The following is a 14036-nucleotide window of genomic DNA, read 5'->3' as shown; positions in this document are numbered from 1 at the left end:
ACTGGCTGGACAGGAAGGGCTGCCGATGCATGACCGGATGAAGTCCGGCGAAGAGCGCATAGCCGCATTCCTCGCCGAACGGCTGCGCCCCGCGCTCTACCCGCAGAAGCTGCCCATGGACGTCGGCGCCTGGCACATCGCGGGCGAGCCCGTCCCCGCCGAGGTCGCGCTGCGCGCCGACTACGCGCCGTTCGCCGTCGGCGAGGCGTGGGGGCGCCCCTGGGCGACCACCTGGTTCAGCGTCCACGCCACCGTGCCGGAGCGCTGGGCCGGGCGGCGGGTCGAGGCGCTGTTCGACCTCGGCTCGGGGCCCGACGACGGGACGGGGGAGGGAACCGGGGCCTGGACCGGGGCCTCCGGCGGCCCGGCCGAGGGCCTGGTGCACGACGCGCACGGCATCCCGCTCCAGGGCCTGCACCCCGGCCTCGGCGCCGTCCTGATCGCCGGCTCCGCCACCGCCGGCTCGTCCGTACGGCTGCTGGTCGAGGCCGCCGCCAACCCGCGGATCGCGGCGGGCAGCGGCGCGGGCACCCGGTACGGCGACCCGGCCACCGCGGGCGACACCCTCCTGTACCGGCTGCGCCGCGCCGACCTCGCCGTGCGCGACGAGGACGTCTGGCAGCTCGTCCACGACGTGCAGACCCTCGAAGGGCTGATGCGCGCGCTGCCCGAACAGCAGCCGCGCAGGCACGAGATCCGGCTCGCGCTGGAACGCGCCCTGGACGCCGTCGACCCGCGGGCCGTCGGCCGCACCGCCGGATACGCCCGTACGCTGCTGACCGACGTGCTCGCCCGGCGCGCCCACGAGTCCGCGCACACCGTGACCGCCGTCGGCCACGCGCACCTCGACTCCGCCCGGCTGTGGCCGGTGCGCGAGACGGTCCGCGAACGCGCCCGCGCCTTCAGCACGATGGCGGCGCTCGCCGACGAGTACCCCGAACTGGTCGTGGCCGCCTCCAGCGCGCAGCACTACGCCTGGATGAAGGACCACCAGCCGCATGTCTTCGAGCGGATACGCAAGGCGGTCGCGGACGGCAACTGGGCGCCGGTCGGCGGCATGTGGGTGGAGGCCGACACCGAACTGCCCGGCGGCGAGGCGCTGGTGCGCCAGCTCGTGCACGGACGGCGCTTCTTCCGCGACGAGTTGGGCACCGAGACCGACGGCGTGTGGCTGCCCGGCGCCTCCGGCGCGTCCGCGGCCTTCCCGCAGCTCGCCGCGCTCGCGGGCGCCCGCTGGTTCCTCGGCCGCCGCCCGGAGCCCGGCCGCGGCTCCGCGCTGCCGCACCACACCTTCCGCTGGGAGGGCCTGGACGGCACCAGGCTCTTCGCGCACCTCGCTCCGGTCGGGACCGACGGCGAACGCGGAACCGAGGACCCGGCGCTGACCGGCGGCGACCTCGTACGGTCCGTGGACGACTTCGCCGACAAGGGTGACGCGACCCGCTCCCTGCTGCCCTTCGGCCGCGGCGACGGCGGCCCCGACCGGTCGATGCTGGAGCGCGCCCGCCGCCTGGCCGACCTCGACGGCGCGCCGCGCGTCACCCTCGGCGCCCCGGCCCGCTTCTTCCGCGACGCCCAGGCCGAGCATCCGGCCGCCCCCGTGTGGCGCGGCGAACTCGACCTCGCGCCGCACCTGGGCACGTACACCAGCCAGGCGCGCACCAAGCGCGGCAACCGGCGCAGCGAGGCGCTGCTGCACGAGGCCGAGCTGTGGTCGGCGACCGCCGCCGTACGGCACGGAATCCCGTACCCCTACGACGAGTTGGAGCGGCTGTGGAAGAAGGTGCTGCTCCAGCAGTGCCACGACATCCTGCCCGGCACGTCGATCGCCTGGGTGCATGAGGAGGCCGAGCAGACCCACCGGGACGTACGGCGCAGGCTGGAACGGCTGATCCGGCGGGCGGTCGGTGACCCGGACGGCGCGACCGTGCTCAACGCGGGGCCGCGGGCCCGCCGCGAGGTCGTCGTCCTCGAACCGGAGGACGGCCCGGTGCCCGGCACGCTCCTGACCGGCACTCTTCCCCTCGACGCCGCACAGCCTGGCACCGCACAGCCCGGCACCGCCCGACCCGGCACCGTACAGCCTCGTGCGGCGCGGCCCGGCACCGTACAGCCGCTGTCCGACGGCCGGTTCGCGGTCCTCGCACAGGCCCCGGCGCACGGCTCAGGACCCGCGGGCATCGCGCTCGGCGACCTCGCCCCGGTCACCGTGACGGCGGGCGCGGACGGCGGCCACGTCCTGGACAACGGGCTGCTGCGAATACGGGTCGACGCGGCCGGTCTGGTGCGGTCCGCCGCCGACCTCGGCACCGGACGCGAGGCCATCGCGCCCGGCGCGGCGGGCAATCTGCTCCAGCTGCACCGCGACGAGCCCGGCGGCTGGAGCGCGGCGCGCTACGCCCCGGCGGCCGGGTCCCGCGATCTGGACCGGGCCGACCGGGTGGAGGTCACCGCCGCGGGACCGCTGCTGGCCCGGCTGCGGATACTGCGCGGCACCGGACGCTCCACCGTCGTACAGGAGTTGACGCTCACCGCGGGCAGCCACGCGCTGACCGTCGACACCGAGGTCGACTGGCGCGAGCAGGACACCGTGCTCAAGGCCGCCTGGCCATTGGACGTGCACGCGGAACACAGCCGCGCGGAAACGCAGTTCGGCCACGTCGCGCGCCCCACGCACGGGAACACCGACGGGGACGCGGCCCGCCGCGAGTCGGTCGCGCACCGCTGGATCCACGTCGGCGAGCACGGCTGGGGCGTCGCGCTCGCCGGGGACTCGACGTACGGCTACGACGTGACACGGCACACCCGCGAGGACGGCGGCACCACCACCGTCGTGCGCAGCACGCTGCTGCGCGCCCCGCGCAGCCCCGACCCGCACGCCGACCGCGGACTCCAGCGCTTCCGGCACCGGCTGCGGCCCGGCGCCGACGTGGACGACGCCGTCTCCGAGGGCTACGCGCTGCACCTGCCGCTGCGCCCCGGCCCGGACACCGGCGCCGTCACCCGACCCGACTCCCCTCCCGGCAACGCTTCTGACGCGGCGTCACCGCCCCCGCTGGTCGCCGTCGACCACCCCGACGTCGTGGTCGAGACGGTCAAACTCGCCGACGACCGCAGCGGCGACGTCGTGGTCCGGCTGTACGAGTCGCGCGGCGGGCGGGCCCGCACCGTCCTGACCGCGGGCTTCCCCGCGACGGCCGTCCAGGAGACGGATCTGCTGGAGGAACGGCTCGCCGACCACCCGCACGACGACGGACGCACCCCGCTGACGCTCCGCCCGTTCCAGGTCCTCACCCTGCGGCTGATCCGCCCCCGCGAAGGCCAGGAGGGCCGCGTTGCCTGAAACACCCCACTCGCCGCTCCCCGAAGTGCCGTCGCAGGAAAGGGCGTTGCCCACCTTCCCCGACGAGCGGCGGCCGCCGGGACCGCCGGACGCGCGGACGCGGGACCTGCTGCGCCAGTGGGCCGCGGGCGACGGTCCGCTCGCCACCCGCGCCAGGGTCGTCCTGCTCGCCGCCGAAGGACTGCGGGACGCCGAGATCTCCCGGCGGCTCGGCGTCTCCCGGCAGACCGTGGGCAGTTGGCGGCACCGCTGGCAGAGCGCGGGGCTGCGCGGCCTCGAACAGCGGCCCCGCACCGGCAGACCCGCCACCGTGGACGAGGCCGAGGTGGTCACCCGGGCACTGCTCGCGCCCGGCGGCAGCGGCGCCAGCCGGGCCATCGCCCGCGAACTGGGCCTGTCCCACGCCACGGTGGCCGCGATCAGACGCCGCTGGCAGCTCACCGCGGACGAGACGACACCCGCCCCGCACGTACCGACCAGACCGCCGCTGCCCGGCACCGACGTGTGGGTGATGGGCCTGTACGCCGACGCGCGCGGCGCCGTCCTGCTCGCCGGCACCCGCGCCGCGGCCCCGGCGCCGGGACCCGCGGCCACCGTCATCGGCGAGGACGTCCTGGCCGGACTCGGCCGGGCCCTCGACGGGATGCGCCTGGCCGTGGCCCCGGACCCCGGCGGCCCGCCGCCGCTCGGGCTCACCGGCTACCTCGCGGCGGCGGCCGAACACCACCCGGACATCGCCCTGCACGCGATCACCCTCTGGGAGACCGGCCGGATCTCCGCGCCCCCGCCCGGCACCACGCCGGTGACCTTCCACCAGCTCCCGGCCCGCTCCACCTGGCGCGGTTTCCTGCGCGCCATGATCGCCCTGGACAGCACCAGCCACCCCGAGTCCTCCCGGCGGGTCTACCTCGACCTGGTCGCCGCGCTGGAACGGCAGACCGCGGGCGCGCCGGGCCCGGTCCGCTGGCTGCGGGAGAACGTCGCGGGCCACCTGCGCGCCCCGCACACCCCCGAGGCCGTCGCGCACCCGCCCTCGTTCAGCGGCGTCAACCAGATCGACCTCGGCTCCTTCAACGAGTGCGTGGTGATCGAGACCGTCCGGCTGTCCGGCACCATCACCCGCGGCGAGATCGCCCACCGCACCGGACTCACCCAGCAGTCGGTCTCCCGGATCGCCCGCTCGCTGCTCGACCGCGGCATCCTCGTCGAGGACGCGCAGCGGCGCGCCACCTCGGGCAAGCCCCGCACCCCGGTGCGGCTCAGCGGCACCGCCGCGCACGCGCTCGGCCTGCACATCGACCCCGAGGTGCTGACCGCCGTCGTCATCGACCTCGACGGCGCGATCGTCTGCACCCGCACCCGGCCGGTGAGCGCCGACATCGACCCGGCCGAATTCGTCGCGCAGGTGGTCGAGTTGGGCCGCGAGACGCTGCAAAAGGCGGGCGGCGCGGTCCGCGAGGACGGCTTCCTCGGCATCGGCGTCGCGGTGCCGGGCCCGGTCGACATCGCCTCCGGTACGGTGCTCGGCCCGCCGCTGCTGTCGGCCTGGAACGACCTGCCGCTGCTCTACCTGCTCAAGGACCACTTCCCGTGCCCGGTGATCATCGAGAAGGACTCGCTGGCCGCGGCGGCGGGGGAGCGGTGGATCGGCCGCGACCGCAGGGCCCGCGATTTCGCGTACCTCTACCTCGGTACGGGCGTCGGCTCCGGGCTCTACCTCAACGGCGACCTCTACCGGGGCGTCAGCGCCAACGCCGGTGAGTTCGGGCAGCTCTGCGCCATCGCGCTGGGCCGGGTGGACGCCGACGGGCGGCCCGAGCTGCTGCCCGAGTGCAATCCGCCGGTCTCCGTGACCGACTTCGCGGTCCGCCGCGGCTTGCCCGCCGCCGACGCCGCCCGCGGCAGCACCGCCGCCTACCGGGAGGTCGGCCGGGCCGCGGCGGCCGGTGACCCGGCCGCGACGGCCGCGCTGCGCGAGGTGGCGGGCGCCGTCGGACGCGGCGCGCTCGGCCTGGTCGACCTGCTGGACATCGACCTCATCGTGCTCGGCGGCCCGTTCTTCACCGACGACGTCGCCGACTTCTACCTGGACGAGATCGGCCGCGCCGTCAACGAATTCCCCACCGCCCGCAGGCTGCGCCGGGTCGAGGTGGAGCGCTCGGTGCTGAGCGCCGAGGCCGCCGCCGTCGGCGCCGCGTCGACCATCTTCCACGCCACGTTCACCCCGCGGCTGCGCGGGCGCGAGCGGCCCTGACCGCGACCCGAGCCCGGACCGGCTCCGGGCACAGGCCGGTGAGCAGCCCGCTTCCAGCTTTTTGCATCGAGAAGTCAAAAAATGCCGGTCCGATCGCGTTCTTTGTCTTGACGCTGCGTCAAAGATGGCAACACACTGCCCAACTGATGACGCGAGACCCGGACTTCCTTCGGACTTGCACCGAAGTCGGTACCGGCATCTGCTCGATGCTGCTCGATGACGACGGAGGCAGGATGGACGAGCGAAAGCGCCGACGCGCGGGACTGGCCGCGGTCTGCGCCATGGCGTGTGCGATCGGTCTGACGGCGGGCTTCGGCCCGAGCGCGGCCGCGAACACCCCACAGGAGGCGGTCGCCGCCACCCCGGTCTACCTCGACACCCACTACTCCTTCCAGGAGCGGGCCGCCGACCTGGTGTCGAGGATGACCTTGCAGGAGAAGGTCCAGCAGCTCAGCACCAACAGCGGCCCCGCCATCCCCCGGCTGGGCGTCCAGCAGTACACGTACTGGAGCGAGGGCCAGCACGGCGTCAACACCCTCGGGGCCAACCAGAACAACGGCGGGGTGCAGGGCGGCGTCCACGCCACCAGCTTCCCGACCAACTTCGCCTCGTCCATGTCCTGGGACCCGGCGCTGCTCTACCAGGAGAGCACCGCGATCTCCGACGAGGTGCGCGGCTTCGTCGACAAGTCGCTCTTCGGCACCGGCCAGAACAACCTCGGCCCGTCCGCCGACGACTACGGCTCGCTGACCTACTGGGCGCCGACGGTCAACCTCGACCGCGACCCGCGCTGGGGCAGGACCGACGAGGCGTTCGGCGAGGACCCGTACTTCGTCGGGCAGATGGCCGGCCAGTTCGTCGACGGCTACCAGGGCAACAACCCCGACGGCACCTCGAAGACCGGCTATCTGAAGGTCGCCTCCACCGCCAAGCACTACGCGCTCAACAACGTCGAGGACAACCGCACCGGCATCAGCTCCGACGTCAACGACACCGACCTGCGCGACTACTACACCGCGCAGTTCCGCTCGCTGATCGAGGACGCGCACGTGTCCGGGCTCATGACGTCGTACAACGCGATCAACGGCACCCCGTCGGTCTCCGACACCTACACCACCAACCAACTCGCCCAGCGCACCTACGGGTTCAACGGGTACATCACCTCCGACTGCGGCGCGGTCAGCACCAACTGGCGGCAGTTCCCCGGCGGTCACGACTGGGCGCCGCCCGGCTGGACCACCGACCACAAGGACAACCCGACGTGGACCGAGACCGCCACCGGCACGACGATGTCCGGGCAGGCCGGCGGCCAGGCGTACGCGCTGCGGGCCGGTACCGACCTCAACTGCACGGGTGACGAGGCGACCACCGCCAACATCCAGGAGGCCATCGAGGCGGGCGCGCTCAGCGAGGGCGTGGTCGACACCGCCCTGGTGAAGGTCTTCACCATCCGCATGGAGACCGGCGAGTTCGACCCGGCGAGCGCGGTGTCGTACACGAACATCACCAAGGACCAGATCGAGAGCCCGGCCCACCAGGCGCTCGCCACCACGGTCGCCGACAACTCCCTGGTGCTGCTGAAGAACGACAAGCGGGCCTCGGGCGGCGGCAAACTGCTGCCCGCCGACCCCGCCACCACCAAGAAGGTCGTCGTCCTCGGCGACCTCGCCAACACCGCGACGCTCGGCCTGTACTCGGGTGACCCGACCTACCGGACCAGCCCGCTGCGCGGCATCCAGAACGAGATCCACGCGATCGACCCCACGGCGTCCGTGGTCTACGACGCGGCGGGCACCTCGTCCACCGGCACCGGCGCCGCGGTGCTCTCCGACAAGACCAAGGCCGACATCAAGGCCGCCGACCTCGTGGTGCTGTTCGTCGGCACCACCCAGGCCAACGGCGACGAGGGCAACGACCGCGACAACCTGAACATGCCCGGCAACTACCAGTCGTTGATCGACCAGACGTCGGCGCTCGGCACCGACAAGCTCGCCCTGGTCATCCAGTCCGACGGCCCGGTCGACATCCAGAAGGAGGCCGCCGCCGGCTCACCGGTCTCCTCGATCGTCTTCAGCGGCTACAACGGCCAGTCGCAGGGCACCGCGCTCGCCCATGTGCTCTTCGGCGACGTCAACCCGTCAGGGCACCTCAACTTCACCTGGTACAAGGACGATTCACAGCTCCCCGACAAGCAGAACTACGGGCTGACCCCGAGCGCCACCGGCGGCCTCGGCCGTACGTACCAGTACTTCACCGGCGCCCCCACGTACCCCTTCGGCTACGGACTCAGCTACAGCTCCTTCTCCTTCACCTCGGTCAGCGCCAACAAGACGCAGATCACGCCGGACGGCACCGTGAAGATCGGCGTGGACGTCACCAACACCGGCAAGACGGCGGGCGCCACGGTCGCGCAGCTCTACGCGGCGACCCCCTTCACCGTCCCCGGCGTGGAACTGCCCGCCAAGCGGCTGGCGGGCTTCGCCAAGACCAAGGTGCTGGGGCCCGGCAAGAGCCAGCACCTGACCATCACCGTCAAGGCCGCCGACCTGTCCTTCTGGGACGCCAAGAGCTCCCGGCAGACCGTCTACAACGGCACCTACGCGTTCCGGCTCGGCCCGGACTCCGCGCACCCGGCGGGCACCGCGAACGTGAGGATCAGCGGCACTCTGACGCCCAAGGTGCGCTACGTCACCGTGCAGCCCGAGAGCGTCGTCCACGACGCGGGCCAGACCTTCTCGCTCACCGGCAAGAACAAGTGGATCAAGGACGACACCAACCCGGCGAAGGAACAGCGCGACCTGTCCGTCACCGCGGACGACGTCGTGGAGGCCGTCAACAACGACCAGTCCTTCGTCGACCTGTCCACCGCCAAGGTCACGTACCGCAGCAGTGACCCGGCGGTCGCCACCGTCGACAAGAACGGCCTGGTGCACGCCGTGGCCGACGGCGTCGCCACCGTCTCGGCGACCGTGGGCGGCGTCACCGGCTCCACCCCGGTCGTGGTCCGCGGCACCCTCACGCTCAAGGCGCTGCCGATCGCCAAGGCGGGCAGCACCCTGACCGCGACCACCACCTACACCAACGGCGCCGCGTCCGCGGTGCGGAACGTGTCGGTCACGCTCGCCACCCCGGCGGGCTGGACGGCCACGGCCACCAGCCCGGCGACCTTCGACACCGTCGGCGCGGGCCAGAAGGCCACCACCACCTGGCAGGTGACCGTCCCTGCCGGAGCGGACCCCGACAGCTTCACCCTGGACGCCACCGTCATCACCCCCTCCGGGGAGGAGAGCGCCCAGGCCCCCGTCACCGTGCCGTACGCGTCACTGACCGCCGCCTACAACAACTCCGGCATCAGCGACGACGCCCACACCACGACCGGCAGCCTGGACGGCGAGGGCGCCAGCTTCTCGCTCCAGGCGCTGGCCGCCCTGGGCTGGCACGCGGGCCAGAACACCGACCACGACGGGGTGTCCTTCCCCTGGCCCGCCACCGCGGGCACCGGGGACCCCGACAACGCCGTGGCCGGCGGCCAGGCCGTCGAGATCACCGGCACCGGAACCAAGCTGGGCTTTGTCGGCACCAGCGCCTTCGGCGCCACCTCCGGCACCGGCACCATCGTCTACACCGACGGGACCACGCAGACCTACGCGCTGGCCCTGTCCGACTGGTGGGCCGGATCACCGTCGCAGGGCAGCGACTTCGCCGCCAGCACGCCCTACCTCAACAACGGCGGCGGACAGCAGCAGCAGACCGTGCACATCTCCGCGGCCACCGTGGACCTGCTGCCCGGAAAGACCGTCCAGGCGATCACCCTGCCCAACGTGAGCAAGACGCAGGTCGACCACCAGGTCGCCATGCACCTGTTCTCGATCGCGATCGGCGGCTGACACGCAGCGGCGCGCCGTCCCCCCGCTGCGGGGGACGGCGCGCCGAGCGCCGCCCGGCCGGCCAGCCTGTCAGGACCGGGCCCGCCGGGAGGAGCCGCAGGACGTCAGCGACGATCCCAGACGTTCATGAGGACGAGCTGAACGCCGAGTCGAAGGAGGCCGCGGGCGGCTCGATCGCGGCCAGCGCCCGGACGTGCGCGAGCGCGGCGGGCGCGCCCGTCATCCGGTCCATCCCCGCGTCCTCCCACTCCACCGAGATCGGCCCCTCGTACCCGATGCTGTTGAGCATCCGGAAGACCGGCTCCCACGGCACGTCGCCGTGCCCGGTCGACACGAAGTCCCAGCCGCGCCGCGGGTCGCCCCACGGCAGATGCGAACCGAGCCGCCCGTTGCGGCCGTTGAACTGCTTGACCGACTCCTTGCAGTCCACGTGGTAGATACGGTCGCGGAAGTCGTACAGGAAGCCGACCGGGTCCAGGTCCTGCCACACGAAGTGGCTGGGGTCGAAGTTGAGCCCGAAGGCCGGGCGGTGGCCGATCGCCTCCAGGGTCCTCACGGTCGTCCAGTAGTCGTACGCGATCTCGCCCGGGTGCACCTCGTGCGCGTACCGGACCCCGACCTCGTCGAAGACGTCCAGGATCGGATTCCAGCGGTCGGCGAAGTCGGTGAATCCGCGGTCGACCATCTCCTCCGGCACCGGCGGGAACATCGCCACCGTGTGCCAGATCGACGAACCGGTGAAGCCGACCACGGTGTCCACGCCGAAGGCGGCGGCGGCCCGCGCGGTGTTCTTGATCTCCTCCGCCGCCCGCTCCCGCACCCCCTCGGGCGAGCCGTCGCCCCAGATACGGGCGGGCAGGATGCCGCGGTGCCGCTCGTCGATCGGATGGTCGCAGACCGCCTGGCTGGTCAGATGGCAGGAGATGGTCCAGCTCTTGAGTCCGTGCTTGTCCAGGGTGTCGCGCAGCCGCGGCAGATACGCGTCGTCGCTGAGCGCCGCCTCCACGTCGAAGTGGTCACCCCAGCAGGCGATCTCCAGGCCGTCGTACCCCCACCGCGAGGCGAGCGCGCACACCTCGGTGAAGGGCAGGTCGGCGAACTGGCCGGTGAAGAGCGTGACGGGTCGGGCCATGTGCGTCCTCCAGGGATCGGGGCTTCAGGACTGAGGGGCGGGCACCGGGATGTGCACGCCGAGGGCCGCCGCACTGGTCTCCACGGCCGCCAGCACCCGCTGCACCTGGAGCCCGTCGGCGAACGACGGCCGCGGATCCGTACCGCCCGCCACCGCCTCGGCGAAATCGCGCACCTGGTGCGTGAAGGAGTGCTCGTAGCCGATCAGATGGCCTGGCGGCCACCACGCGTCAAGGTAGGGGTGGGTGGGCTCGGTGACCAGGACGCGGCGGAAACCGGCGGTGTCCGGATCCTCGGAACGGTCGTGGAAGGCCAGCTCGTTCATCGACTCGGCGTCGAAGGCGAGCGTGCCGCGCGAGCCGCTGACCTCGATCCGCATGGCGTTCTTGTGCCCGGTGGCGAAACGGGTCGCCTCGAACACGCCGATCGCGCCGCCGTCGAACCGCGCGGTGAACAGCGCCGCGTCGTCCACCGTGACCCGGCCGCGCTCGGAACCGCCCTTGCCCGACAGGCCGCTCGCCGACTCCGGCAGCGGCCGTTCGGTCACGAAGGTCTCCAGCAGCGCGCCGACCGAGCTGATCCGCTGACCCGTCAGATACTGCGCCGCGTCGATGCTGTGCGCGCCGAGATCGCCCAACGCCCCTGACCCGGCGCGGTCCTTGCGCAGCCGCCAGGCCAGCGGGAACTCCGGGTCGACCAGCCAGTCCTGGAGGTACTGCGCCCGCACCTGGTGGATCGTGCCCAGCCTGCCCTCCTCGATCAGCCGCCGCGCCAGCACCAGCGCGGGCACCCGGCGGTAGTTGAAGGCCACCATCGAACGCACTCCGGCCTGCCGGGCCTTGTGCGCCGCGTCGACCATCGCCTCGGCCTCCGCCACCGAATTGGCCAGCGGCTTCTCGCACATCACGTGCTTGCCCGCCGCGAGCGCCGCCTCCGCGATCCGCGCGTGGCTGTCGCCCGGCGTGCAGATGTCCACCACGTCGATGTCCGGCCGCGCCACCAGCGCCCGCCAGTCCGTCTCGTACGACCCCCAGCCGTACCGCTCGGCGGCCGACGCCGCCCGCTGGGCCGACCGGCCGCAGACGGCGGTGAGTTCGAGCCGTACCGGCAGGTCGAAGAAGCGGCCCGCGGTGCGCCAGGCGTGGGAGTGCGCCGCGCCCATGAAGGCATGGCCGACCATGCCGATCCGCAGCGCGGGGACCGGGGGTGGTGTCGTCGTCACGTACGTCCTCCTGGCGGAATGCCGCTCCTGGTACGGGCCGTGAATCGTTATTCATCCGGCATCGACTGAAACTCACGGCACCGGATAGAACAGTTCGGCAGTTTCTGCCTGAACTTCGGCATAAGTCAAGGCTCTTGACGTCGGTGACGGCAACAGGGCACCGTGCGGTTGCCGAGACGTCACACATCCGGGGGGCAGTGATCGACACTCCAGTCAATCTCCGCGAGGTCGGCAGGCTCCGGGTCCTCGAGGCCCTGCACACCACCGCACGCAGCAGCAGGCCCGAACTCGTCCGTGTCACCGGCCTGTCCAGGGCCACCGTCTCCTCGCTGATCGCCGACCTCATCACCGTCGGCCTGGTCACCGAGGACGAGGGCCCCGAGGAGCCGGAGCCCCGCCGCACCGGACGGCCCGCCCAGTCCCTCTCGCTGGTCCCCAGCTCGGGCTACGCCATCGGCGCGGACATCGGCCACCAGCACGTACGCGTCATCCTCTGCGACCTGTTCGGCGCCGTCCTGTGGGAGCACTGGGTCGCCAAGGACGTGGACCGCGCCCCGCAGGAGACCCTCGACCTGGTCGCCGTCCTCGTCGGCCGCGCTCTCCAGGAGACCGGCGTCGCCCGCGAGCGCGTCCTCGGCATCGGCGCCGGAATCGCCTCACCGGTCGAGAAGGGCAGCGGCGCCCTCGGCGCCGAGGGCATCATGCCCGGCTGGGTCGGCCTGCGCCTCACCGACGAACTGCGCCACCGCACCTCGCTGCCGGTCCGCGTCACCAACGACGCCAACGCCGGCGCCCTCGCCGAGCGCATGTACGGCGCCGGACGGCAGGCGGGCGACATGGTCTACGTCCGGCTCTCCGCCGGTATCGGCGCGGGCATCGTCAGCGACGGCCGCCTCCTGCTCGGCTCACGGGGCCTCGCCGGGGAGATCGGCCATCTTCCGCTCATCACCGACGGCCTCATCTGCCGCTGCGGCAACCGCGGTTGCCTGGAGACCGTCGCCAGTCCGGTCGCCATCGCCCGCCTGCTGTCCGACAGTTGGGGCGAGACCGTCGCACCCCGCGACCTCCCCGCCCTCATCCGGGACCGCAACACCGGCGCCCTGCGCGCCGTCCGCGACGCGGGAGACGCCGTGGGCCGCGCGCTCGCCACGCTCGTCACCCTCCTCAACCCGCGCCTGATCGTGGTCGGCGGCGACCTCGCCGCCGCGGGCGCCGACATCCTCGAACCCATGCGGGCCGGTGTCCGCCGCCACACCCTTCCCTCCGCCGCGGAGGGCCTGGAGATCGTCACCGGCGGTCTCGGGGACGGCGCCGAGGTCCGCGGGGCGGCCGGTCTCGTCCTCGCCGACGCCGCCTCACTGCTCGCCGGAGCGGCCTGACCGGAAAGCGGCCTGTCCCGGAGCTGTCTCACCCGGAAAGCGGCCTGATCCGTACCGGCCTGACCCGCGTCAGGCCGCTCAGTCCGTGGTCTGGACGATCTGCCCGTCGCGCAGTTCCAGGACGCGGTCGGCCAGGGCGAGGAGCTGCGTGTCGTGGGTGGCGACGAGGGCGGTGACGGACTCGCTGCGGACGACCGCGCGCAGCAACTCCATGACGGCCAGGCCCGTGTCGGCGTCGAGCTGCCCGGTGGGCTCGTCCGCGATGAGCAGGACGGGGCGGTTGGCGAGGGCGCGGGCGATGGCCACGCGTTGCTGCTGGCCGCCGGAGAGTTCGCCGGGGCGCTGGGCGGCGTGGTCGGCGAGGCCGACGAGGGCCAGGAGGAGTTCGACGCGCTCCTCGCGCTCCCGCGGCGGGGTCTTGCGCAGCCGCATGGGGACCCCCACGTTCTCGGCGGCGCTGAGGATGGGGAGCAGCCCGAAGGACTGGAAGACGAAGCCGATACGGTCCCGGCGCAGGGCGAGCAGTTCGTCGTCGCCGAGCGAGGCCAGATCGGTGCCGTCGAGCATGATCCGGCCGCCGTCGGGGCTGTCGAGACCGCCCACGAGGTTGAGGATGGTGGTCTTGCCCGAGCCCGAACGGCCCTTGAGCGCGACGAGTTCGCCGCGCGGGACGGAGAACGAGACACCGCGCAGGGCGTGCACGGCGGTGTCGCCGCTGCCGTAGGTGCGGCGCAGATCCTCGACGACGACCATGTCCCCGGACGGCGGACCGTCCGCGACCGCCGTCGCCGCACGTCCCGTGGACCCCTCGCTCATGCGT

7 protein-coding genes are annotated in these 14036 nt (G+C 72.9%); 4 read left to right on the top strand and 3 right to left on the bottom strand.

What is annotated here, in order from left to right; translation table 11 throughout:
- The first annotated feature begins 25 nt into the window (after positions 1–25).
- The 3 genes from ACFZAM_RS23385 (at position 26) to ACFZAM_RS23375 (ending at position 9484) form a co-directional block, all read left to right on the top strand.
- Complete coding sequence (locus ACFZAM_RS23385) at positions 26–3343, top strand: glycoside hydrolase family 38 C-terminal domain-containing protein (protein ID WP_391048921.1); 3318 nt, start codon at positions 26–28, stop codon at positions 3341–3343.
- On the top strand, positions 3336–5597 hold the full coding sequence (locus ACFZAM_RS23380) for an ROK family protein (protein ID WP_391048919.1): 2262 nt from the start codon (positions 3336–3338) through the stop codon (positions 5595–5597). Before ACFZAM_RS23385 ends, ACFZAM_RS23380 begins: the two co-directional genes overlap by 8 nt.
- 233 nt (positions 5598–5830) lie before the next feature.
- Positions 5831–9484 carry a glycoside hydrolase family 3 C-terminal domain-containing protein gene (locus ACFZAM_RS23375; protein ID WP_391048917.1) on the top strand — a complete coding sequence of 1218 codons (3654 nt, stop codon included), beginning with the start codon at positions 5831–5833 and terminating at the stop codon, positions 9482–9484.
- A gap of 124 nt (positions 9485–9608) precedes the next feature.
- Here the strand turns inward: ACFZAM_RS23375 and ACFZAM_RS23370 are convergent, their stop codons facing one another.
- Together ACFZAM_RS23370 and ACFZAM_RS23365 are read right to left on the bottom strand one after the other, a co-directional pair.
- On the bottom strand, positions 9609–10616 hold the full coding sequence (locus ACFZAM_RS23370) for a TIM barrel protein (protein ID WP_391048914.1): 1008 nt from the start codon (positions 10614–10616) through the stop codon (positions 9609–9611).
- Between the two features lie 24 nt (positions 10617–10640).
- The gene (locus ACFZAM_RS23365; protein WP_355338795.1) at positions 10641–11795 is read right to left on the bottom strand and encodes a Gfo/Idh/MocA family oxidoreductase; all 1155 of its coding nucleotides are present in this window, start codon (positions 11793–11795) and stop codon (positions 10641–10643) included.
- Positions 11796–12034: 239 nt separating this feature from the next.
- Here ACFZAM_RS23365 and ACFZAM_RS23360 point away from each other — a divergent pair, with 239 nt between their 5' ends.
- Entirely contained in the window at positions 12035–13216 is a 1182-nt protein-coding gene (locus ACFZAM_RS23360; protein ID WP_355338445.1) for an ROK family protein, read from the top strand.
- Between the two features lie 78 nt (positions 13217–13294).
- Here the strand turns inward: ACFZAM_RS23360 and ACFZAM_RS23355 are convergent, their stop codons facing one another.
- A complete protein-coding gene (locus tag ACFZAM_RS23355; protein ID WP_355338448.1) occupies positions 13295–14032 on the bottom strand; it encodes an ABC transporter ATP-binding protein in 738 nt (245 codons plus the stop codon).
- Positions 14033–14036: the final 4 nt, after the last annotated feature.

It is taken from the genome of Streptomyces sp. NPDC008079, assembly GCF_042957385.1.
GTDB lineage: Bacteria > Actinomycetota > Actinomycetes > Streptomycetales > Streptomycetaceae > Actinacidiphila.
The sequence above is the reverse complement of the archived record's forward strand: the minus strand, read 5'-3'. Positions and strand labels throughout refer to the sequence as shown.